The organism is Nonomuraea harbinensis (assembly GCF_019396385.1).
Taxonomy (GTDB): domain Bacteria; phylum Actinomycetota; class Actinomycetes; order Streptosporangiales; family Streptosporangiaceae; genus Nonomuraea; species Nonomuraea ferruginea.
The window spans coordinates 133,050-155,874 of record NZ_JAHKRN010000013.1; the positions used below are offsets into that span (position 1 = coordinate 133,050).

Annotated in this window: 19 protein-coding genes; 11 read left to right on the forward strand and 8 right to left on the reverse strand. The window is 72.0% G+C overall.

Annotated features, from left to right (window positions below):
* Positions 1–31: 31 nt before the first annotated feature.
* Positions 32–859, reverse strand: coding sequence for a hypothetical protein (locus KME79_RS16560; protein ID WP_219545171.1), 828 nt, complete (start codon positions 857–859; stop codon positions 32–34).
* 270 nt (positions 860–1,129) lie between these two features.
* Here KME79_RS16560 and sucC point away from each other — a divergent pair, with 270 nt between their 5' ends.
* The 3 genes from sucC to KME79_RS16575 all read left to right on the forward strand — a co-directional run bounded on the left by sucC (position 1,130) and on the right by KME79_RS16575 (position 4,979).
* Positions 1,130–2,311: an ADP-forming succinate--CoA ligase subunit beta gene (sucC, locus tag KME79_RS16565; RefSeq protein WP_148036896.1), complete on the forward strand. Its 1,182-nt coding sequence runs from the start codon at positions 1,130–1,132 to the stop codon at positions 2,309–2,311.
* Positions 2,312–2,314: 3 nt separating this feature from the next.
* Positions 2,315–3,190, forward strand: a complete 876-nt coding sequence (sucD, locus tag KME79_RS16570; RefSeq protein WP_148036897.1) for a succinate--CoA ligase subunit alpha — start codon at positions 2,315–2,317, stop codon at positions 3,188–3,190.
* A gap of 163 nt (positions 3,191–3,353) precedes the next feature.
* Positions 3,354–4,979: a cell division protein PerM gene (locus tag KME79_RS16575; RefSeq protein WP_219545172.1), complete on the forward strand. Its 1,626-nt coding sequence runs from the start codon at positions 3,354–3,356 to the stop codon at positions 4,977–4,979.
* Here KME79_RS16575 and KME79_RS16580 read toward each other — a convergent pair whose 3' ends face one another.
* Positions 4,980–5,399: a hypothetical protein gene (locus KME79_RS16580; protein ID WP_261809072.1), complete on the reverse strand. Its 420-nt coding sequence runs from the start codon at positions 5,397–5,399 to the stop codon at positions 4,980–4,982.
* Positions 5,400–5,475: 76 nt separating this feature from the next.
* Here KME79_RS16580 and purN point away from each other — a divergent pair, with 76 nt between their 5' ends.
* The 3 genes from purN to KME79_RS16595 all read left to right on the forward strand — a co-directional run bounded on the left by purN (position 5,476) and on the right by KME79_RS16595 (position 7,944).
* Positions 5,476–6,105: a phosphoribosylglycinamide formyltransferase gene (gene purN / locus KME79_RS16585; protein ID WP_261809073.1), complete on the forward strand. Its 630-nt coding sequence runs from the start codon at positions 5,476–5,478 to the stop codon at positions 6,103–6,105.
* Positions 6,102–7,643, forward strand: a complete 1,542-nt coding sequence (gene purH, locus KME79_RS16590) for a bifunctional phosphoribosylaminoimidazolecarboxamide formyltransferase/IMP cyclohydrolase (RefSeq protein ID WP_148036900.1) — start codon at positions 6,102–6,104, stop codon at positions 7,641–7,643. The genes purN and purH overlap by 4 nt, the downstream gene beginning before the upstream one ends.
* Before the next feature lie 118 nt (positions 7,644–7,761).
* Positions 7,762–7,944 (forward strand): hypothetical protein, encoded by a 183-nt coding sequence (locus KME79_RS16595; RefSeq protein WP_148036901.1) that lies wholly within the window; start codon positions 7,762–7,764, stop codon positions 7,942–7,944.
* Here the strand turns inward: KME79_RS16595 and KME79_RS16600 are convergent.
* Genes KME79_RS16600 through KME79_RS16610 form a run of 3 tightly spaced genes read right to left on the reverse strand, consistent with a single transcriptional unit; the run spans position 7,923 to position 14,037 of the window.
* Positions 7,923–8,852, reverse strand: coding sequence for an ROK family protein (locus KME79_RS16600; protein ID WP_219545173.1), 930 nt, complete (start codon positions 8,850–8,852; stop codon positions 7,923–7,925). The genes KME79_RS16595 and KME79_RS16600 overlap by 22 nt on opposite strands.
* On the reverse strand, positions 8,849–9,637 hold the full coding sequence (locus tag KME79_RS16605; RefSeq protein WP_219545174.1) for a DUF7158 domain-containing protein: 789 nt from the start codon (positions 9,635–9,637) through the stop codon (positions 8,849–8,851). Before KME79_RS16605 ends, KME79_RS16600 begins: the two co-directional genes overlap by 4 nt.
* The gene (locus KME79_RS16610) at positions 9,634–14,037 is read right to left on the reverse strand and encodes a glycoside hydrolase family 38 N-terminal domain-containing protein (RefSeq protein ID WP_219545175.1); all 4,404 of its coding nucleotides are present in this window, start codon (positions 14,035–14,037) and stop codon (positions 9,634–9,636) included. Before KME79_RS16610 ends, KME79_RS16605 begins: the two co-directional genes overlap by 4 nt.
* Positions 14,038–14,152: 115 nt before the next feature.
* Between KME79_RS16610 and KME79_RS16615 the strand changes: the two genes are divergently transcribed.
* The 3 genes from KME79_RS16615 to KME79_RS16625 all read left to right on the forward strand — a co-directional run bounded on the left by KME79_RS16615 (position 14,153) and on the right by KME79_RS16625 (position 16,990).
* Positions 14,153–15,004, forward strand: coding sequence for a bifunctional methylenetetrahydrofolate dehydrogenase/methenyltetrahydrofolate cyclohydrolase (locus KME79_RS16615; RefSeq protein WP_148036905.1), 852 nt, complete (start codon positions 14,153–14,155; stop codon positions 15,002–15,004).
* A gap of 129 nt (positions 15,005–15,133) precedes the next feature.
* Positions 15,134–16,108: a DUF8094 domain-containing protein gene (locus KME79_RS16620; protein WP_219545176.1), complete on the forward strand. Its 975-nt coding sequence runs from the start codon at positions 15,134–15,136 to the stop codon at positions 16,106–16,108.
* Between the two features lie 99 nt (positions 16,109–16,207).
* Positions 16,208–16,990, forward strand: coding sequence for an IclR family transcriptional regulator (locus KME79_RS16625; protein WP_219545177.1), 783 nt, complete (start codon positions 16,208–16,210; stop codon positions 16,988–16,990).
* A gap of 22 nt (positions 16,991–17,012) precedes the next feature.
* Here KME79_RS16625 and KME79_RS16630 read toward each other — a convergent pair whose 3' ends face one another.
* Complete coding sequence (locus KME79_RS16630; protein WP_148036908.1) at positions 17,013–17,882, reverse strand: MurR/RpiR family transcriptional regulator; 870 nt, start codon at positions 17,880–17,882, stop codon at positions 17,013–17,015.
* Entirely contained in the window at positions 17,879–19,309 is a 1,431-nt protein-coding gene (locus KME79_RS16635) for a glycoside hydrolase family 3 protein (RefSeq protein WP_219545178.1), read from the reverse strand. Before KME79_RS16635 ends, KME79_RS16630 begins: the two co-directional genes overlap by 4 nt.
* An 88-nt stretch (positions 19,310–19,397) precedes the next feature.
* On the opposite strand from KME79_RS16635, the gene KME79_RS16640 reads away from it, so the two are divergent.
* Together KME79_RS16640 and KME79_RS16645 are read left to right on the forward strand one after the other, a co-directional pair.
* Entirely contained in the window at positions 19,398–20,927 is a 1,530-nt protein-coding gene (locus KME79_RS16640; RefSeq protein ID WP_219545179.1) for a glycoside hydrolase family 10-like protein, read from the forward strand.
* Between the two features lie 4 nt (positions 20,928–20,931).
* A complete protein-coding gene (locus KME79_RS16645; RefSeq protein ID WP_219545180.1) occupies positions 20,932–22,053 on the forward strand; it encodes an anhydro-N-acetylmuramic acid kinase in 1,122 nt (373 codons plus the stop codon).
* On the opposite strand, the gene KME79_RS16650 is transcribed toward KME79_RS16645, so the two are convergent.
* Entirely contained in the window at positions 22,027–22,668 is a 642-nt protein-coding gene (locus KME79_RS16650) for an FHA domain-containing protein (RefSeq protein ID WP_148036912.1), read from the reverse strand. The genes KME79_RS16645 and KME79_RS16650 overlap by 27 nt on opposite strands.
* Positions 22,669–22,825 lie beyond the last annotated feature (157 nt).

Genomic DNA, 22,825 nt, shown 5'->3' on the forward strand with positions numbered 1-22,825 from the left:
GTTACGTCTCTCGTACGGAGAGAAAGGGGAGCTAGCGGCCCACCCCGAGAGAACTGATCGCGTTGTCCGGGATCTCCGACGGCACATCGCTGTCGGTCCTGCCGGAGAGCAGGTCGGCGCTGTCGATCCATTGCGACTTCGGCGGAGCCGTGATCTTCACCTTGGCGCCCCACGCGGTGTAGCGGCTCTCGGTGACCGAGCGGCTGCGGCCCATGATCCCGTAGTCGAGCGTCCAGTCGCTCACCACGCGGGTGATCAGGCCCTTGCCGTTGGTGTCGATCAGGTAATTGACCTTGACCTTGGCGAAAGTGCCCGACAACTGCACGCCCTGGAGCGAGGCCAGGTGCTTGAGCGTGGTCGTGCCCTTGTAGTCACCCTTGACGTTCTTGGCCTTGGAGACCAGACCCTTGAGCACCTTCGGGTTGAAGATGTCGACGAGCTGGTTCGTCTGGTAAGTCGTGGCGCCTTCGTAGCGGATCCACTTCTTGCCCTCGGGGAGCTCGTCCGCGAACAGGCCGCCCTGCATGTAGGTGGAGCCCCCCGCACTGATCGTGCGCGTGGCGCCGAGAATCGAAAGGAATGGATCGCCCTGCTTGCCCCGCGGCGACTTGTAGCGGTTGCTCAGGTCGGCGCCGACCACTGCGGACTTGCCGAATTCGAGCTTCCCGGTCGTTCGGGTGACGCCGGCGGCCTTTCCGTCATTGAAACTACGGACCGTTTCGGAAACGCGCACTCCGTGTCCGGGCTTGAACTGCTGCTTCAGCGTTTTGACCGGATTCGCCGGTGCGGCCTGCGCTGGCGCCACCGTGACCAGCGTCGCCGCGGTGGCCAATGCCAGCCCGGTAATGACTCTTCTCATCGTTGTCCTCGGTTGAAAAGGAAGGGGAAAAAGGTATCTTGCCGATCGAAGATCACAGCGATATCTCAATAGGCGGACAAGAGCTGATGATTCGGTGCACATTTCGTGCAGGCGGAGTGAGATCACCGTCACATCCAGGCACAACCGCGACCCGGTGACCGGGAAGGGTCAAGTCTGGGGCTAGGCTTCACTGGCGGAAACGCCCGGCACGGACGTACGGGGTGGCCCGGGCCGTCGAACATTCAGTCGGAGAAGCAAGGACGGACCCTCGTGGACCTGTTCGAACATCAGGCGAAGGAACTCTTCGCCGACTACGGCATCCCGGTGCCACGCGGCATCGTCGCCCACACTGTGGAGGAGGCACGCGCGGCCGCCGAGGAGCTCACCGGTCGCGTCGTCGTCAAGGCGCAGGTGAAGACCGGAGGCCGCGGCAAGGCCGGTGGCGTGAAGGTGGCCGACGACGCCGCCGACGCCGTCGAGAAGGCCCAGGCCATCCTGGGCATGGACATCAAGGGCCACACGGTGCACAAGGTGCTCGTGGAGGAGGCCAGCGCGATCGCGGAGGAGTACTACTTCTCCTTCCTGCTCGACCGCGCCAACCGCACTTTCCTGGCCATCTGCTCCGCCGCGGGCGGCATGGACATCGAAGAGGTCGCCCACTCGACCCCCGAGAAGGTCGCCAAGGTGCCGGTCTCGCCGCTGACCGGCGTCGACCGCGCCACGGCCCGCGAGATCGCGGCGGCCGGCGGGCTGCCGGAGAAGGCGCTCGACGGCGCGGCCGAGCTCATCGAGAAGCTCTGGTGCGCGTTCGTCGACGAGGACGCCAGCCTCGTCGAGGTCAACCCGATGATCCTGTCGGCCGACGGCCAGGTGAAGGCCCTCGACGGCAAGGTCACGCTCGACGACAACGCCTCCTTCCGCCAGCCCGACCACGAGGCCTTCGTCGACCAGGCCGCCGAGGACCCGCTGGAGGCCGCGGCCAAGGCCAAGGACCTCAACTACGTCAAGCTCGACGGCACCGTCGGCATCATCGGCAACGGCGCCGGCCTGGTCATGTCCACGCTCGACGTGGTCGCCTACGCGGGCGAGGCCTTCCCCGGCAAGCCCGCCCCGGCCAACTTCCTCGACATCGGCGGCGGCGCGTCCGCCGAGGTCATGGCGGCCGGCCTGGAGATCATCATGTCCGACCCGTCGGTCAAGTCGATCTTCGTCAACGTGTTCGGCGGCATCACCGCCTGCGACGCCGTGGCCAACGGCATCGTCTCGGCGTTCAAGCTGCTGGAGAGCCGCGGCGAGTCGGTCAACCACCCGCTGGTGGTCCGCCTCGACGGCAACAACGCCCAGCTCGGGCGACAGATCCTGGCCGACGCCGCGCTCCCGCGCGTCGAGCTGGTCGACACGATGGACGACGCGGCCAAGCGGGCCGCCGAGCTCGCTGCGGTAGGTGCGTGACACATGGCAATCTGGCTGACCGAGAACAGCAAGATCATCGTTCAGGGCATGACCGGCTCGGAGGGCACCAAGCACACCCGCCGCATGCTCGCCGCCGGCTCCCGCGTCGTGGGCGGCGTCAACGCCCGCAAGGCCGGCACCACCCACGAGGGCCTGCCCGTGTTCGGCACGGTCAAGGAGGCGATGGAGAAGACGCGCGCCGACGTGTCCGTCGTCTTCGTCCCCCCGGCGTTCACCAAGGACGCCGTCAAGGAGGCCGTCGACGCCGAGATCCCGCTCTGCGTGGTGATCACCGAGGGCGTGCCGGTCCACGACACCACCGAGTTCTGGGCGTACGCGACCGAGAAGGGCAACAAGACCCGCATCATCGGTCCCAACTGCCCCGGCATCGCATCGCCCGGCGCCTCCAACGCCGGCATCATCCCCGCCGACATCACCACCGCGGGCCGCATCGGCCTGGTGTCGAAGTCCGGCACGCTGACCTACCAGCTCATGTACGAGCTGCGTGACTTCGGCTTCTCCACCGCCGTGGGCATCGGCGGCGACCCGGTCATCGGCACCACGCACATCGACTGCCTCCAGGCGTTCCAGGACGACCCCGGCACCGACGCGATCGTGATGATCGGCGAGATCGGCGGAGACGCCGAGGAGCGCGCGGCCGCCTACATCGAGAAGCACGTCACCAAGCCGGTCGTCGCCTACGTCGCGGGCTTCACCGCGCCCGAGGGCAAGACCATGGGCCACGCCGGCGCCATCGTCTCCGGCTCGGCCGGCACCGCCCAGGCGAAGAAGGAGGCCCTGGAGAAGGTCGGCGTGCGCGTCGGCAAGACCCCCTCCGAGACCGCCCGCCTGATGCGGGAGATCATGCAGTCACGCTAGACAGCGGCGAAGGCCCCCACGGACGGCTCGTTCGTCCGGGCGGGGCCTTCCGCGTGTCCGGGGCTCGGAAAGCCCGTGCCCGTCGCGGAAACACCGTATAAACCGGGCGGGTGCGGCGCGTCAACCAAGCGCCGGTCGGGAAAGATTGAGAAAATCACTTGTTGTGACGGCGATACTCGACCAGCTCCGCACCGCCCCCCGGTCGGTTCTCGGCAAGCTGCCGGGGGTCTCGGGTGACGACGAGTCCCGCCGGCCCCTGCCCGTGTCCGGCATGCTCGCCGCCGCCATCGCGCTGGGCGCCGGGCTCGCCGTCCTCACCACGCTCACCATCGTCGGCTGGATGGCGGCCCCGCGCGGCGCGCTCGGCCAGGGGCTGCCCGGCGTGTTCCGCACGGCCGCGCAGATCTGGCTGGCCGCCCACCACGCGGGCTTCGACATCCCCGGCGGCCGGGTCGGGCTGCTGCCCCTGGGCCTGATGGTGCTGCCCGCCCTGCTGCTCTACAAGGCGGGGCGGTGGATGGCCCGCGACGCCGACCTGCGGCTGCGGCTGCCGGCCCGGCTCCCGAAGAACAGCCCGAAGGAGAAGGCCAACGCGCGGCGCCGGGCCCAGCTCGTGCTGGTCGTGCAGGCGGGCGTCTCGCTCGCGGCCCCCTACGCCATGCTGGCCGGCGGCATCGCGCTGGCCACCACCAACGACCTCACCAAGCCGTCCATCGGCGAGGCGCTGATCAGCCACTTCCTCCTGGCCTTCCTGGCCGGCACGCTCGCCGTCGCGCGCACGATCGGGCCGTGGCGGGTGATGCCGAGGCTGCTGCCCGAGCGGGTGCGGGCGGTGACCGTCGGCACGGCGGTGGCCACCGCGATCATGCTCGCGGCCGGGCTGGTGCTCGTGCTGGTCGCCATCGTGCTCAACTTCGACCAGGTGCGGGAGCTGTCCGACGTGCTCGCGCCGGGGTTCGTGGGCGGCGTGCTGCTCCTGCTGGTGCAGCTGCTCTACCTGTTCAACGTGGTCATCTGGGGGCTGTCCTACATCGCCGGGCCGGGGTTCGCGGTCGGCGCCGACACGCTGGTCGCGCCGACGGGTGTGCAGCTCGGCACGGTGCCGAGCCTGCCGATGCTGGGCGCACTGCCCGACAGCGGCCCGGCGCCCGTCTGGATGATGGCGGTGATCGCGCTGCCGTTCGCGGCGGGCGCGGTGGCGGGCGTCGTGGTCGCCAGGATCTCGCCCTCTCCCGCGTACGAGGCCGCGCCGCTCTGGGGTTTCCTCACCGGTGTCACGACCGGGCTGGTGGCGGCGGCGCTGGCCGCGTTGTCCGGCGGGCCGATCGGCGGCGGCAGGCTGACGGTCGTCGGGCCGCCGGTGTGGGAGGTGGCCCTGTCGGTCGGGCTGGAGGTGGGCGTGGCCGCCGGCATCTCCGCCGGCGTGACCAACCTGCTGCTGCTCAGCCGCAAGGCCCGCGCCCCGCTCGACAAGGCCGCCGCGCCGGTGCGGAAGGCGGGGGCGGCGATCGCCAGGGCGGCGAGCAAGGTCGGGCTGGCCGAGTCGGACGCCCGCCCGCTGCCCGGCCACTGGATGGACGCCACCGAGGCCGACACGCAGCCCATCCCGGTCATCAGGGACGACTGGCAGGACGAGCACGCGTCGGCCGCCGCCGAGACCCTGGCCCAGGCGCGCCCGCGCGCTCCGCTGGACGAGGCGCCGCGGAGCCGCAAGGACATCGTGGACGAGTCGGACGACAAGGGCGGCCACGTGATCTACGTGGACCCGTACGCCTGGGACCGCGACTGATCAGGGCTGCGCCGCGCCGAGCAGCTCCAGCACGTCGGGCGGCAGCTTCTTCTCGGCCGCCTCCCTGAACTGCACGAAGCACTCGCCCTGCGACTGAACCGTGCCGGCGCCCTTCATGCACTCCTGGTAGGCGGAGTTCTCGTCCATCAGGTAGACCTGCATGCCGGTGGCCCCGGCGGAGAGCAGCAGCGCGGCCGTCGCCACGGCGATGCCGCCCGACGCCACGCCGGTGGGTTTGCCCGCGCCTCTCAGCAGCGGGAGCGCGCGGATGCCGGCCACGAGCGCGAACACCGCCATGACCAGCCCGGCCAGCGGCAGCATGAACGTCATGGCCAGCGCTGCGATGGACAACCAGATCGCTCGGCGGCCCGCGGACTCCGCGGGCTGCTGACCGGCCGGTGCTTGCACCGGTGTCGACACCTGACCTCCTCTGCGTCACCGGGCGAGTAACGGATACGCTTGCAGCCCCACCCCACGATTGTCCATGGGAGAGTGCGTGTCTAAGGCTGGGCGGCTCGTCGTCCTCGTCTCCGGCTCTGGAACAAACCTACAGGCCCTGCTGGACGCTTCCGCCGATCCTTCGTACGGGGCCCGCGTGGTGGCCGTCGGTGCCGACCGCGATGGGATCGAAGGTTTGGCCAGGGCGTCACGCGCAGGCGTACCCACTTTTGTGCGAAATTTGCGTGATTATCCGAATCGTGAGGATTGGGATGCCGCGATCGCCGCGGAGATCGCGGCCCACAAGCCCGATCTGGTGATCTCGGCCGGCTTCATGAAGATTCTCGGCGCTCCGACGCTGGACTCGTTCCCGGTCGTCAACACCCACCCCGCGCTGCTGCCGTCGTTCCCGGGGGCTCACGGTGTGCGCGACGCGCTCGCGTACGGGGTCCAGGTGACGGGCTGCACCGTGATGCTGGCCGACGCCGGCGTCGACACCGGGCCGATCATCGCCCAGGAGGCCGTGCGCGTGCTGCCGGGCGATGACGAGTCCGAGCTGCACGAGCGCATCAAGACCGTCGAGCGCCGACTGCTCGTCGACACTGTCGGCCGGATGGTCCGCGAGGGCTGGACGGTCAGCGGACGCGTCGTCCGCATCGGCAACAACATTGGAGGGGAAAACTCGTGACCCGCATCGCCATCCGGCGTGCCCTGATCGCCGTGTACGACAAGTCGGGGCTGGAAGAGCTGGCCAGGGCTCTTGACGGTGCGGGGGTGGAGATCGTGTCGACGGGCGGCACGGCCGCCGCCATCGCGTCCTACGGCATCCCGGTGACCAAGGTCGAGCAGCTCACCGGCTTCCCCGAGTGTCTCGACGGGCGCGTCAAGACGCTCCACCCGAGGGTGCACGCCGGGCTGCTCGCCGACCTCGGCAAGCCGCACCACGTGCAGCAGCTGGAGGAGCTGGAGATCGACCCGTTCCAGCTCGTGGTGGTCAACCTCTACCCGTTCGAGCAGACGGTGGCCTCGGGGGCGTCGCCGGAGGAGTGCGTCGAGCAGATCGACATCGGCGGCCCGGCCATGATCCGCGGCGCCGCCAAGAACCACAACACCTGCGCGGTCGTGGTCGACCCCGGCTTCTACGGCGAGGTGTCCGCCGCGCTGGAGCAGGGCGGGTTCAGCAAGGCCGAGCGCAAGCGGCTGGCGGGCATCGCCTACGCCCACACCGCCGCCTACGACGTGGCCGTGGCCTCGTGGTTCGGCAGCGCGTACGCGGCCGAGGAGGAGTGGCCCGCGTTCATGGGCGCGACCTGGCGGCGCAAGGCCGAGCTGCGCTACGGCGAGAACCCCCACCAGGGCGCCGCCCTCTACACCTCGGGAGCGGACGGGCTGGCCAACGCCGAGCAGCTGCACGGCAAGGAGATGTCCTACAACAACTACCTCGACGCCGACGCCGCCTGGCGGGCCGCGTGGGACTTCACCGACCCGTGCGTGGCCATCATCAAGCACCAGAACCCGTGCGGCATCGCCGTCGGCGCCGACGTGGCCGAGGCGCACCGCAAGGCCCACGCGTGCGACCCGGTCTCCGCCTACGGCGGCGTGATCGCCGTCAACGGGCCGGTCACGGCGTCCCTGGCCCGGCAGATCGCCGAGGTGTTCACCGAGGTCGTGGTGGCGCCCGCGTTCGAGCCCGAGGCGCTGGAGATCCTCACCAGGAAGAAGAACCTGCGCCTGCTCGTCTGCCCCGCCGGCCCGGCCAACGCGGCCGAGTTCCGCCGGATCGACGGCGGCCTGCTCGTCCAGCAGGTCGACCGGGTCGACGCGGCCGGCGACGACCCGTCCACCTGGCAGCTCAAGGCGGGCGAGCCGGCCTCTCCGGAGATGCTGGCCGACCTGGCGTTCGCCTGGCGGGCCGCGCGCTCGGTCAAGTCCAACGCGATCCTGCTGGCCAGCGACGGCGCCACCGTGGGCGTGGGCATGGGGCAGGTCAACCGGGTCGACTCCTGCCGCCTCGCGGTCAGCCGGGCGGGCGAGCGCGCGACGGGCGCGGTGGCCGCGTCCGACGCGTTCTTCCCGTTCCCCGACGGGCCGCAGGTGCTCATCGAGGGCGGCGTGAAGGCCATCGTCGAGCCCGGCGGCTCCGTACGCGACCAGGAGGTCATCGACGCGGTGGAGAAGGCGGGCGTCACGCTCTACTTCACCGGCACGCGGCACTTCTTCCACTGATCGACGGCTCGGCGGGCCGGACCCCCGGCCCCCGATTTGCCGGAAAAGTGCGGCGGCATGCCGCTTGTCCGGTTAATCTGATGCGCGTTGCGTGTCTCATTCCCCTCGGAGTGTCTCCATGACGCTGCTCGACGCATCCCTGAACGTCCTCCTGGCCGTGAACGGATTCGCCACCAGCCCTTTCGTGCTCATCCTGCTGGCCTTCATCGGCGCCTACCTCGGCGGCCGGGCCATGGAGCTGATCCCGTTCACCCGCAGGATCATCGAGCGCCGTGAGGCTCAGCTCGCCGAGCGGGAGTAGTCCCAGGCCAGCTTGGCCGCCCCGGCGAGGCCGGCCCGCACCCCCAGCGTGGTCGGCCGCACCTCGACGGCCCTGACGAACCCCAGCCCGCCGACGTCGTCCAGCGCCGCCTCCAATGGGCCGAACAGCACCGGCCCCGCCTGGGAGACGCCCCCGCCGACGACCACGGTGGTGATCTCGACCGCGGCGGCCGTCGAGGCGATCATCCCGGCCAGCGCCCGCGCCCCCCGCTCGAACGCGGCCACCGCCACGGGATCACCTGCGGCGGCATCCCCCGCCAACGTCCGCGCGTCCGCGACCACGGGGTCGCCGGTCGATGCCCGGCCGGGGGTCCAGCCGTTCTCCAGCGCCCAGCGGGCCATGTTGGGGCCGCTCGCGTACCTCTCGACGCAGCCGCGTCCGCCGCACTCGCAGCGCTCCCCGTACGGGTCCACGCTCATGTGGCCGACGTGACCGGCGTTCCCGGTGGGGCCGAGCAGTGGCGTGCCGCCGACGACCAGGCCGCCGCCGATGCCGGTGGAGACCACGATGCCCAGCAGCGCGCGGGTCTCCTGGCCCGCGCCCAGCCAGTGCTCGCCCAGCGCCATGCACTGCGCGTCGCCGGCGAGCACGGTGGGCAGGCCGGTCAGCTTCCGCACCTCGTCCCGGAGCGGGAAGCCGCGCCAGCTCGGCATGTTCACCGGGCTCACGGTCCCGGCGGCGAGGTCCAGCGGCCCGGCGCACCCGATCCCGACGGCCCCGGGCTCCGGCCCGCCCTCGGTCACCTGCTCGATCAGGCCGCGCAGCGCGGCCATGACCTCCTGCCCCGGCGTGGGCCGGGTGCCGGAACGCAGCACGGATCCGCTCGCGTCCACGAGCGCGGCGGCGAGCTTGGTCCCGCCGATGTCAATGGCAAGTACGTGATTCATGAGTGTTTGTGGTGGTTGTCGGGCTGGCGAGGGTCGCCAGGATGCTCAAGTCCGGGCACGAGCCGCACCGTCGCGGCCCGCTTCTCATCGATCCACCGCGCGAAGGCGAGCCGCCGCGCCGCGTCGAGCCGGGGTGCCCCGGCGCCGCTCTCCGAAGCGGGCGTCTCGCCGTCGAGGGCCGCGACGTCCAGCTCCGAGCGCTCCGCCACCGCGACATGCCACCCCAGGGCGTCTCCTACGGGGCCGGTGAGCTCTCCGGGAGGCCGGGAGCGGAGGGCCGCGGCGAGCGCGGCGGGCAGCGACTCCAGGGTGACCGCGCCCAGCGGTTCCAGGTCGGCCGGGGTGGCCGTCCGGGCGGTCTCCCTGTCCTCGAACAGCCCGTGCAGCACCAGGTAGCGGGTCTCCCGATCGTCCCGTACGGGGGAGGGACGCCAGGCGGCGGGCACCTCGGCGGTGGCGGTCACGTGCCGGTACATCGCGCGCACCCACGGGCTGCCGTGATAGGCGGCGGCGTTGACGGAGCCCAGCTCGACGGCGGCGATCCGGTCGAGTGGCGGCCCGTCCACGGGGGCCAGCCCGAGGCGCCCCGCCTCGTCCTCGCACAGCGCCTCGGTGAGGATCACCTGGGTCAGCCACCGGGCCAGCTGGCGGTCCTCGGCGCTGCCGGGCGTGGGCAGCGCGGCGCGTGACGGCCCGGCCCGCAGCTCGGCGATCCGCCGGTCGAGCGCCTCCCGCCCCACGGGCCTGTCACCGACGTACCCGATCTCCGCAGGAACGGCGGTCACCGGGTCACCTCCAGGCGGACGGTGGCGGCGTACTGGCAGCGGCCGAACCACATGACCTTGGGCAGCGCCCAGAAGTGCCCAGCCGTCGCGTCCGGCGGGACCTCCACGGGGAACGTCACGTCACAGGTCCCTCCGGCGGCCACCGTGAACCCCCTGATGACCGAAGGGAGCAGCTCCCACGTCCCCCATGGAGCGGCGAGCTGGGCCTCGCCCCGGATCTCTCCGTGGGTGCCGTTCGCGAGCCGTACGGTCAGAGCGGCGCGGTCGCCGGGGCGGAGGGTGAGCGCGTCCGCGAGCGTCGTCACCGACAGGCCGGTGGGGCGGGCCTCGTCGGCCGTGGTGCCCCGGACGGCGTCGACGGGGGCGGGCGCGGGGCCGGGCACGGGCAGCTCGGGGGCGTCGCCGAGCGCCACCGTGACCACGTCCTCGATCACCTGCCCGCCGACGCCCGTCCGCGCGGACACGAAGTGCAGGCCCCGGCCGGGTGCTGGGGTGACGGTGGCGGGGAGCCGGACGTGCCCGCCTGGCTCGACGCGGAACGGCCGCCGCGCCGGCAGCACCGTCCACCCATCGGGTACGTGCAGCTCCACGACGCCTTCGTGCGCCGCGTCGGTCAGCTGCGACGACACGACGACGTCCAGCTCGAACGGTCCGTCCGGGGTGACCAGGCCGGGAGTCAGGGTGACCGACACCGGCAGGTAGCCGAGCGGCGCCGGGCCCTTGTTGTGCAACCAGTAACGCGCGTACACCGGCTGCGCGGTCTCTCTCACCGCCCCCAGCTCGGGCCCCGTCTCCATGGGCTCGGCGGCGACCAGAAACGTGCCCACCTCGGCCCCGCCCAGCCACACGGCCCCCGGGTGGTTCCCCTCGGGATCGAAGAGCGGCCGGCGCGTCCTCGAACCTCTCACCCGCTTCGGCAGCACCGACCCGTCGAAGCCTCCCGCGGCGGGATGGGGCGCTGTCGGCGGGAGAGGACGTTCGAGCAGGTCGGCGGGCGTCAGAGCGGAGGGCAGAAGAGGGGAGTGGACCTTGGCCTCAGAGCCGAGACCAGTGGCCTCCACCAGGCGCAGGGTGACCGTCTCGGCGTCGTGACGGGCGCGCCCGTGGGCGTGCGGGTTGCCGGTGGCCTTGAGCGTGCCCAGGAGCACGTCACGAGCAGGCTCCACGCGCAGCAACGAGCACACCTGCGGTAGCACTAGACCAGTCGCGCCCGTCAGCGACCTCGCTGTGGCGCGCGGCGGGGACGCGCCCGCGTGCGGCGCCACTCCCGCCGGACCGGTCGCGCCCATCAGCAGCCGGTCCGTCGCGTGTGGTGGCTCGCTCGCTGGGTTGGTCGTGTGCGTCGGGGGTCTGTTCGCCGGGGTGACGACGCGGGGCAGCAGCGGGGTGGTGAACTCCTGGCCCGAGGAGGGGAGCCGGTTCGCCCGCCAGTCGCCTGGTCCGGCCACGAGGGCGTACGAGAACTCGTGGGTCCAGTGCTGGAGCTGGAACGCCGACCCGTCGGGGCCGGTGCGGCGCGGGGGGTCGAGCCAGACGCCGGAGGGCCAGCCCGTGCAGGACCGCATGAGCGACAGGTGCAGAGCCCCCGACGGGTCCACCGCGAAGCCCGGCAGCCCGTACGCCAGCAGCGCCACCGTCCGGTCGTCGAGCCGTTCGGAACCGGCCGGGCAGAGCGCCGGGATGACGGCGCCGGCCAGGTCGTCCACCAGCTCGTCCACCAGCTCGTCCACCGGCCCGGCGACGATGAGGGCGGGCAGGGAACGCAGGTCGCGCAGGTCCGCGCTGGGCCGCCACACCTCGGCCAGCGGCCGTTCGGCGGGCACCCACACGCGCGGCGCGCCCGACGTCAGAGCCTCGGAGAAGACCGGGTCGCAGCGGGACAGCAGCTCGGCGGCGACCGGGTTGGTGTCCGGCCCGCCGAGGACGATGCGCGTGTCCGGCAGGTTCGAGTCCACGTGCAGCCACCCGTACCGGGTGCCCGAGGCGGTGGAGGTGGTGGCGGTGACGCCCACCCGGGCCAGCGCCGCGACGAGCTCGCGGGCCCGAGGCGCGTCCGAAGGGCCGGGCACCACGATCTCGGCCACGCCGATCGCCCGCGCGCCGGCCGGGCCGAGGTCCACCCGGGCGGTGGAGGACAGGCCGAACCAGGTGTTGGCCGGGTTGTCGAGCGTCCACGGGTGTTCGGCGGAGTCCACGTCCGGCAGCGCGAAGCCGCGCCCCACGACGGCGCCCGCCACGTCCGACACCGGCAGCGCGCCCTCGACGTGCGCCGGGAACCGGACCCTGAGCAGGCGGTCGGCGCCGGTGTAGTCGACCACGCGGGTGGTGAGGTCCACCCGGTGGGAGCCCGCCAGGAGGGTGACGACCTGCTCGTACGCGACCTCGCCCACCTGCCCGGTGACGATGATCCGCTGCCCGACGGGGGAGGTCTCGGCCCGTACGGAATCCGCGGGGGCGTCGCCGGACCCGAGTGAACTGCCGGTGGGCATGAGGTGCCACGGCCCCTCGCCCATGTCCGGATGCTGCGGGTACTCCTCGTACAGGCGCAGCTCGTTGCCCAGGCCGGTGAGCAGTTCGCGGCCGGTGGCCAGGTCGGTGACGGAGGCCAGCGCGCCGCCCCTGGCGGGGTCGGCGACGATCCGCCAGCGCTCGTTCTCGATGGTCGTGCCGGGCAGGTCCTGCCACGGGTCGGCCCGGCCCTCGACGATCCGGTACGTGCGCCAGCCCGTCGCGGGCACGTCCCTGGCCGTGAACGTCAGCGTGCCGTGCTCGGAGACGGCGGGGATCTCCACGCCCGCCGGGTCGGCGACGCGCAGTCCGGGCCCGAGGCGCACGCGCACCAGGCCGTCGCGGGCGAACGGCAGCGTGTTCGTCACCACGACGCTGCGCCCGTCCACCGCCACCTGGCCCATCAGCGCGTCGAGGGCCCGGTCGCGGGCGTCCGCCGCCAGGTCGTACGCCTCGCGCCAGCCGGTCAGCAGGTCGATGTAGACCTGGTCGGACTCGGAGCCGGTGATCGCGTCGTGGTGCGCCCCGTACGCGAGCTGCCGCCACACCTTGTCCAGCGCGGTGTGCGGGTAGCGGCCCAGCCCCAGCAGCGCGGCGAGCGCCGAGAGCCGCTCGGCGTCCAGCGCCGCCACCTCGGCGGCCCGCTGGGCCTGCTTGGTGTCGATGTAGGAGACGTCCTTGCCGGTATAGATCGGGTTCATGTCCCGTGATTGCGGGCTTAAGGCCGAAATTTCGGTACGAACCGCGTCCAGGAAGTCCCGAGGCGTCCCGCACACGAACCGCGGCCACACGTACCGCGCGTTCCAGGCACGGTGGATCTCGGTCACCCACTTGTTCGGCGGGGTGTAGTCGGTGCCGACGGGCAGCAGGATGTTCCGGGTGGCGGCGACGGGCTTGAGCGACCGGTACAACTCGTACACCGCCGCCATGGCGGCCTCCAGCGTCGGCGCCGAGTCCATCCACCAGCCGGCCGAGTAGTGGGCGGGCATGTAGTGCGTCAGCACCCCCAGCCCGGACGGCGCGATCCATTCGAACTCGCTGGGGAACTGCATCAGGGTGGCGTCGTTCCCGGCCGCGCCGAAGTTCTTGTCGATCGGCCCCCACTGGTGGAACGGCCCGCGCGCCCACGCGCTCCCGGTCAGCCCGGCCGCCGCCAGATAACCGGGGAACTGCGGGTCGTGCCCGAACGCGTCGAGCTGCCAGGCGGTGCGCGGGTCGCCGCCGAGGATGTCGCGCTGGTAGCCGATGCCGTGGACGAGGTTCCTGATGGTGGTCTCGGCCCCGGTCAGGTTGGTGTTGGGCTCGTTGTACGTGCCGCCGACCAGCTCGGCCCGGCCCTCGGCGAGCAGGGCGCGCAGGTCGGCGCGGCGCTCGGGATGGGTGTCGAGGAACGGCTTCAGGTAGTCGACCTCGGCCAGCACGAACCGGTAGTCCGGGTCCCGCAGGGCCAGCTCGATGTGCGCCTCGACCAGCGCGAACGCGTTGAACTCCCAGAGCGGCCTGGTGGTCGCGTCGGCGGCCAGCAGCTCCCACGGGCTGGTGTAGGCGGCCTGGGTGTTCCACCAGACCGGGTCGTAGTGGAAGTGGGAGACCATGAACATGGTCCAGCCGGGAGACTCGGCCGTCACGGTCACGTCCAGCGTCTCGCCCTCCAGGGTCACCACGCACGGCACCACCGCGCCCGGCGGCGTCTCGGCGTCGAGCGGCACCTCCAGCGTGACCGGTCCGTCCCCGGCGGGCACGGTCGCGTGCCCGCGCACGCCGTCGCCGCGCACCTCCAGCGCGGCCTCGCGCCCGTCCCGCGCGACGGTGACCTTCAGCACCTGGCGTGGCCGGTCCGCCGGCCCCACGAACAGATCGGTCGGCTCCGCGGACAGCAGGCGAACAGACAAATCAACCCCTAACACCCAGACCGGCGACGGCCACACTATGCCTTCCGTGGGTCCATGACAACGATGTCATCGGCCGGGAAACGCGCGCCGGCGGAGCCATGGAAGGATTGGAAGCATGAGCGCAGTCAGACTCGACGGCAAGGCCACCGCGGCGAAGATCAAGGCAGACCTCACGGCCCGGGTGTCCGCCCTCAGAGAGCGCGGCATCACCCCCGGGCTCGGCACGGTCCTCGTCGGCGACGACCCCGGCAGCCAGATCTACGTCGCGGGCAAGCACCGCGACTGCGCCGAGGTCGGCATCGCCTCCATCCGTGTCGACCTGCCGGCCACCGCCACCCAGGCCGAGGTCGAGGCCGCCGTCGACGAGCTCAACGCCTCGCCCGAGTGCACCGGCTACATCGTCCAGCTCCCGCTGCCCAAGCACCTCGACACCATGGCCCTGCTGGAGCGCATGGACCCGGCCAAGGACGCCGACGGCCTCCACCCGGTCAACCTCGGCCGCCTGGTCCACATGGTCGACGCGCCGCTGCCCTGCACGCCGCACGGCATCGTGCTGCTCCTCCAGGAGTACGGGGTCCCGATCAAGGGCGCCGAGGTGGCCCTGGTCGGCCGGGGCATCACCGTGGGCCGCTCGCTCGGCCTCCTGCTGACCCGGCGCAGCGAGAACGCCACTGTGACCCTCTGCCACACCGGCACCCAGGACCTGGCCGGCCATGTGCGCCGCGCCGACATCGTGGTGGCGGCCGCGGGCGTGCCCGGCCTGATCACCAAGGACATGGTCAAGCCGGGCGCCGCCGTGCTCGACGTCGGCGTCTCCCGGGTCAACGGCAAGATCGCCGGCGACGTGGCGCCCGACGTGGCCGAGGTCGCGGGCTTCCTCACCCCCAACCCCGGCGGGGTCGGCCCGATGACCCGCGCACTCCTGCTGGCCAACGTCGTGGAGGCGGCCGAGCGGCTGCACGCCTAGGGGCTCGTACAGGGTCCGGGGCTGGGTTCTTCGTACGTTCGACAACCGCTGTTGATATCTTTGGCCGCTTTAGTCCAGAAATATCGTGAGGCGGTCTAGATGCGGAGATTTGTGTGGATGGTCGGGTGCTTGGCTCTGGCGGGATGCTCCGTCCTGCCGGGGCTCGGCTCGGAGTCGGCGCCGACCGTGACGGCCACCGCCACCCCGACGCCCGCGGCCGCGCCCGTCACCGCCCAGGAGGTGGCCTCGGTCCTGGAGGACTACGTCAAGCGCAACAACGCCGCCAACAAGGCCGTGAGCGACAAGCTGCTCGCGGGCTACGAAGGCGGCTCCAGCCTGGCCATCGACAAGGCGGGCTACGCCTCCGTCCGCAAGCTGGGCGGTCGCCAGGCCGCCTACCAGCCGTTCGGCTACACCGAGCCGGTTCACACCGTGCCCGTCGGCCCGGAGGGGCGCTGGTTCCTGACCACGACGCACTGGAAGGGCAAGAGCGAGACCGCCAAGGAGCCGACCTACCTGCTGTTCACCCGTGACGGAGAGTCCTGGAAGCAGGTGTACGCCCCCGACGTCTTCGAGGGCAAGGCCGCCGAACTCCCCGAGATCGTCGCGGACGCCTCGGGAACGGCCGAGGAGGTGGCCCACTCCGACACCGCCGGGCTGATGATGTCGCCCGCCGCGTTCGCCAAGAGCTACGCCGCCCACCTGGTGAACAAGGGTACCGCGGCGTCCAGGACCCGCTTCGCGGCCGACCGGCTCACCACCGGCGCCGCGTCCAACCGCGTCAAGATGAAGGAGTACGCCAAGGTCGTCGAGAGCGCCCGCCCGGCCACGGCGTATCCCTCCTACGCCCTGCGCACGGCCGACGGCGGGGCGCTCGCCTTCACCACCCTCCAACGGACCATCCGCTACGACGTGCACCAGGGGCCGGGGCGCAAGTACGTCTTCCAGAAGAACAACGGGTTCCTGCGCGGCAAGTTCTACACGTACATGAAGTCCACCGCGCTGATCCAGGTCGTCGCGCACATCCCGCCGAAGACCGCCGAACCCGCCCAGGTCGAGGTGCTCGGCTCCTACAGCGGCATCATCTCCGGCAGCGGACGCTAGCCCGCCACCGCGAGGCGTGTTCGGCATGCGTACACTTATTCACTGGCCGAACATTTCGGGGAGAGCTGCGCCTCTGCCCGCCGGTGTCAAGGGAACCTCATGGTCGAACACGTGCAGTCGCTGGCCCGCGGCCTGGCCGTGATCCGCGCCTTCAGCGCCACCGCCCCCCGGCTGACGCTGAGCGAGGTGGCCCGCGCGACCGGCCTCACCCGCGCCGCCGCGCGCCGTTTCCTCCTCACGCTCGCCGACCTCGGCTACGTGCGCACCGACGGGCGGCTGTTCTCCCTCACGCCGCGTGTCCTGGAGCTCGGGTACGCCTACCTGTCCAGCCTGTCGTTGCCCGAGGTCGCCGCGCCCCACCTGGAACGCCTGGCCGCCGAGGTGCACGAGTCCGCCTCCGTCGCGGTGCTGGACGGCGAGGACGTCGTGTACGTGGCCCGCGTCGCCACCGCCCGGATCATGCGCGTGTCGATCAGCATCGGCACCCGCTTCCCCGCCTACTGCACCTCCATGGGCCGCGTCCTCCTGGCCGGCCTCCCCCCGGCGGACCTCGACGCCTACCTGGACCAGGCCGACCTGCGCCGCCTCACCTCCCGCACCATCACCGTCCCGTCGGCCCTGCGCGACGAGCTGGACGGCATCCGCGAGCAGGGCTGGGCCATGGTCGACCAGGAGATGGAGGAGGGTCTCCGCTCGATCGCCGCCCCGATCCGGGACCGTTCCGGGGCGGTCGTCGCGGCCGTCAACGTCTCCACCCATGCCAGCCGCACCACCCTCCAGCAGGCCAGACGTACGCTCCTCCCGCCGCTGCTGGCCACGGCCGCCAAGATCGAAGGCGACCTGTCCTCGCTCACCTCTCCGGCGAAAAGGGACACGAGCTGACCAGCGGGCCGGCAGACGACGGTCACGTGCGCTGACGGTAGCGGTCGGTGGCCTGGCGGGTGGCGCGGATGGCCGCGTCCGCCTTGTCGTAGGTCCGCTGCGCCAGCCCCACGAAGATGCAGTCCACGATCAGCAGCTGGCTGATCCGGCTGGCCAGCGCGCCGGGCCGGAACGCGGTCTCCCTGCCCGCCGACACCAGAGTGTGGTGGGCGAGCGCGGCCAGGGAGGAGCGCGGGTTGTTGGTGATGGCGACCAGCAGCGCCCCCGTCTCGGCCGCCGTGCGGGCCGGGACGAGGACGTCCGGCGTCTCGCCGCTGCAGCTGATCGCCACCGCCACGTCCCCGGGTTTGAGCAGGGCGGCGCTCGTCAACGCCAGGTGGGCGTCGCTGAACGGGTGGCTCGACAGCCCGATCCGCAGGAGCTTCTGCGACATGTCGGCGGCCACCAGGCCGGAGGCGGCGACGCCGTAGACGTCGACCCTGCGGGCGCCGACGATGGCGGTGACGACCTCGTCGAGCCGGTCCGGGTCGAGCTGGGCGGCGGTGTCGGCGAGGGCTTCGGACTCGGCGCGGGCGACCTTGGCGATGACGTCGGTGAGCGGGTCGTCGGGGGCGAGGTCGCCGGGGACGAGCCGTTCGGGCTCCTTGGCGACGGCGGCGGCCAGCGCGAAGCGCAGTTGCGAGTAGCCGGTGAAGCCGAGCGCTCTGGCGGTACGGACGATCGTCGCCTCGCTGGTGCCCGACACCGTGCTGAACTCGGTGATGGTGCTGCGCACGACGAGGCCGGGGTCGTCCAGGATGATGCGGGCGATGGCCTGGGCCGCGGGGGTGAGCGACGGCAGGACGGCGCGCACCGCGGCGACCGGGTTGGCCGGTTCGGTGGTGCCGGTCACGAGGTCAGCCGTTCGGCCGCCGCCTGGGCGGAGACGCGGGAGATGCCGTGGGTGGCGAGGTGGGCGGCGCCGGCGGGTTCGGCCGGGATGCCGGTGTCGATGACGACGATGTCGGGACGCTCCCGTACGGCCTGCTCGATGCGCTCGCGTACCCAGGGGTGGCGGGCGGCGTCGTGCACGACGAGGACGGCGGGGCCGGTGCCGAGGGGCGGAAGCGCGGCGCCGGGCTCCAGCGGGACGCGGCGGGTGCCGGGCAGCGCGGCGGCCAGGGCGGCGGTGACGCCGGTCGGGTTGACCTGGTCGACGGCCTGGCTGTGACGGGTGTTGACCTCGACCACGAGCGGCGGGCCGGTGAGCCGGGCGGCGCCGGTGACGGTGAGGGCGGCGCGGGCGGCTTCGAGACCGGCGGGGTCGTCCGGTTCGGCGAGCGCCTGGTCGCGGAGCGCGGCCTGGCCGGCGTACCAGGCGGAGACGGCGCGGACGCGGGCGGCGGCCTCGGCGAGGCGTTCCTCGGGCAGCGTGCCGGAGCGGACGGCCTCGACGACGGCGTCGCGCAGCGCGTACAGGCCGTCCTCGGTGACGTGGCCGGCGCAGACGGCGTCGGCGCCGGCGGCGAGGGCGCGTACGGCGATCTCGCCGGGCTCGAACATGGCGGCCACCGCCCGCATCTCGATGGCGTCCGTGACCAGCATGCCGTCGAAGCCGAGCTCGCCCCGCAGGAGCTCGGTGAGGGCGGCGCGGCTGAGTGTCGCGGGCAGGTCCGGGTCGAGGGCGGGCACGAGCAGGTGGCCGCACATGATCGACCGCACGCCGGCCTCGACGGCGGCGCGGAACGGCGGCAGGTCGCGTTCGGCGAGCAGGTCGCGGGAGGCGTGCACGGTGGGCAGCGCCAGGTGGGAGTCGGTGGTGGTGTCGCCGTGGCCGGGGAAGTGCTTGGCGCAGGCGGCCACGCCGGCGCCCTGGACTCCGGCCACGTAGGCGGCGGTGTGGCGGGCGACCAGGTCAGGGTCCGGGCCGAAGGAGCGGACGCCGATGACGGGGTTGGCCGGGTTGGCGTTCACGTCGGCGGTCGGCGCGTAGTCGAGGGTGACGCCGGCGCCGGCGAGCATGCGGCCGAGCTGCCGGCCGACGCGTTCGGTGAGCTTCACGTCGTCGACCACGCCGAGCGCCCGGTTGCCGGGGACGGAGCTGCCGTGCTCGACCTCGAAGCGGGTGATGGTGCCGCCTTCCTCGTCGACGGCGACGATCGCGTCCGGGCTGTGCGCGCGGATCTGCCGGGCGGCCCGGTCGAGCGGGTGGTTGCGCGCGAACAGCACGACGCCGCCGAGCCCTTGATCGAGCGCCCCGCGCATCCAGTCGGGAAGCGAGGCTCCCGCGTACCCCGGCTGGAGCACGGTCATGGCCAGGCGGGACAGGTCTGGGGTCATGCGGCATTTTCCTTCACAGTTGTTGAACTGAAGGTAATTTTCTGTCATCGTCGCCCTCGACACAACCGCTTCCGGGAGGCCACCCCCCATGCCCAGCCGAAGGACTCTCCTGAAGGGTCTCGCCCTTGCCGCCGCCGCCACGGCGGTTCCCCTGCCCGCTTTCGCGTCCGCCGAGTACGTTCCCCCGCTGCGCCAGATGCGCGGCATGTGGATCGCGTCCGTGGTGAACATCAACTGGCCCTCCAAGCAGGGCCTGAGCGTCGAGGAGCAGAAGGCCGAGTATCTCGCCTGGCTCGACCTGGCCGAGCAGCGCAAGCTCAACTCGGTGTTCGTCCAGATCAGGCCGACCGCCGACGCGTTCTGGCCGTCGCCGTTCGAGCCGTGGTCGCACTGGATCACCGGCGTGCAGGGGCAGGACCCTGGCTACGACCCGCTCGGGTTCGCCGTCGAGGAGACGCACAAGCGCGGCCTGGCCTTCCACGCCTGGTTCAACCCGTACCGCGTGTCGATGCAGGACGACCCGAACCAGCTGCACCCCGACCACCCCGGACGCAAGAACCCCGACTGGATCCTCCCGTTCGGCGGCAAGCTCTACTACAACCCCGGCATGCCGGAGGTGCGGAAGTTCTGCCAGGACGCGATGCTCGACGCGCTGGCCCGCTACGACATCGACGGCCTGCACTTCGACGACTACTTCTACCCGACCAACAGCACGGCCTTCGACGACGCCGAGGAGTTCGCCAAGTACGGCGCGGGCTTCCCCGACCTGGCGGCCTGGCGGCGCAACAACGTCGACCTGATGGTCTCCGAGATGCAGCAGCGGGTCCGCGAGGTCAAGCCGGAGGCCGCCTGGGGCATCAGCCCGTCGGGCATCTGGCGCAACAAGGGCACCGACCCGCTCGGCTCCGAGACCAACGGCGGCCAGTCGTACGACAACCTGCACGCCGACACCCGCGGCTGGGTCAAGAAGGGCTGGCTCGACTACATCGCGCCGCAGCTCTACTGGTACATCGGCCAGCCGCCGGCCGACTACTCCAAGCTCGTGCCCTGGTGGTCCGACGTCGCCGACGGCACGAAGACGATGCTGTGGATCGGGCAGGCCGCGTACAAGGCGGGCGACCCCGCGCAGGCGCCCGAGTGGCAGGACCCGAAGGAGCTGTCCGACCACCTCACGCTCAACCGCGACCACCCGCAGATCAGCGGCGACATCTGGTACAACGCCAACGACCTGCGCCAGGACCGGATCGCGTCGGTGAGCACCGCCGTCGCCGACCACTACGTCCGGCCCGCGCTCGCCCCGGTGCTGCCGAGGCTGGCGACGGGCAAGGCGCCGAACCGTCCCGTGCTCGCCTACGCGCTGCGCAAGCGCGGCGGGGTCGAGGTGCGCGCGGTGGCGACCGGTAGGCAGGAGCCGTTCCAGTTCGCCATCTTCCGCTTCCCCGGCAGGGCGCGGGACGCGCAGTTCGCCGACGCCCGCCACCTGGTCGCGGTCGTCCCCGGCGACCGGCAGGTGGTCTGGCAGGACCCCGACGGCAAGCGCGGCGACCACTACCACGTGGTGGCGGTCGACCGGGCCAACCGGACCAGCAAGCCCAGCAACGGGTTCCCGGTGATCTGAGATCATGCGGGTTCTCGGCCTCATCTCGGGCACGTCCCACGACGGCATCGACAGCGCCGCCGTGGACTGGACGCTCGACGCCGGCGTGCTCACCGGCAGGATCGAGCACACGGGCGAGCGGCCGTACGAGCCGGAGCTGAGAGCCCGCATCCGGGCCGCGCTGCCGCCCCACCGCGTCGACCTGGGCGAGGTGTGCGCCCTGGACACGCTGATCGGGCAGGCGTTCGCCGGCGCCGCCGCCGGAGCGCCGCCGTGCGAGCTGGTCTGCTCGCACGGCCAGACCCTGTTCCACTGGGTGGAGGACGGCCGGGTGCGCGGCACGCTGCAGCTCGGCCAGCCGGCCTGGATCGCCGAGCGCACCGGCGTTCCCGTCGTGTCGGACGTACGGGCGCGCGACGTGGCCGCCGGAGGCCAGGGCGCGCCCCTGGTGTCGTATCTCGACCTGCTGCTCATGGCAGGGCTGCCGGGCCGCGCCGGCGCGCTCAACCTGGGCGGCATCGCCAACCTGACCGTGCGCGAGCCTCCGCTGGCCTACGACACCGGGCCGGGCTGCGCCCTGCTCGACGCCGCCGCGCCGCCGTACGACAGGGACGGCGCGCTGGCGTCGGCGGGCACGGTCGACCGGGACCTGCTCGACCGGCTGCTCGCGGAGCCCTACTACCTCCAGGAGCCGCCGAAGTCCACCGGCAAGGAGTTGTTCACGCCGGACTACGTGAAGGCGGACCTGCCCCTGCCGGACCTGGTGGCGACGCTGACGGCGCTGACCGCCGAGACGGTCGCCGCGGAGATCCGCAGGCACCGGCTCGACACCGTGATCGTGTCGGGCGGAGGCGCCCGCAACCCAGCGCTGATGAGCATGCTCCGCCTGCGCGCGACGCCGGCCAGGTTTCTGACCAGCGACGAACTCGGGGTGCCGGCCGACAGCAAGGAGGCGATCGCCTTCTCGCTGTTCGGCTGGCTCACCGCACACGGCCTGGCGGCGACCGTGCCCGGGTGCACGGGCGCGTCGGGCGCCCGGATCCTGGGCACGATCACGCCGGGTTCCGGTCCGTTGACGCTGCCGGAACCCCTCGCCGAAGCCCCGGTCGCGATCCGCTTCTCAGGAAGCCCTGCGGCCCGCCGCTGACGGCTCCGCGGTGGTGCCCGCCCGCTGCGGGGGAACCACGGGGGTCGGGCGCACCAGGCCGAGCGCGACGACCTCGTTGGCCAGTCGCGTGCGCCGGTTGGTGCCTTCGGGGATCCTGAACTTCTGATACAGCCGCAGCAGGTGCTGCTTGACCGCGGCCTCGGTCACGACCAGGTCGTCGGCGATCTCCCGCGCGGTGGCCGGAGCGACGAACGCCTCATCCGACAGGGCCGGCCGGCAGAGCGAGGTGAGCACGTCGACCTCGCGCCTGGTCAGCTCGGGCGCCGCCGCCCTGCGGAGCTCCACTTCGGGCGCGAAGTCCTCACGGGGGACTCCGCCGACCCGTCCTCGCGCGGCCCCGAACGAGACGACGTCGCCGTCGTCGAGCACCCTCCGGGCGATCGGCCTGCCGTTCACCCGTGTGCCGTTGCGGGACAGGCCCAGGTCAACGACGTACAGGTAAGGCCCTCGCCTGACGAATTCGGCATGGAGCCGAGAGACGCTGGGATCGGTGAGCCGGATGTCGACACCGCGGCCCCTTCCCACCGTCGTGATCTCGGGGCGCAACGGGATCACCTCGCCTGTGTCCTCGATGCGTATGAACGGCCCCTCCACGGCAGTTCCTCCCCAGGTAGCCCGCCGTAACTCTTACTACAGCTCCGGCTTACCCAAACGTGGGGATGCGGAATCGCCTTTGCCGAAAGCAGAATCGCGCGTGAAATTGGTCTGGACCTCTGCGGACGGTTTTGCCTGCTCACGGGTAGACTTCGGG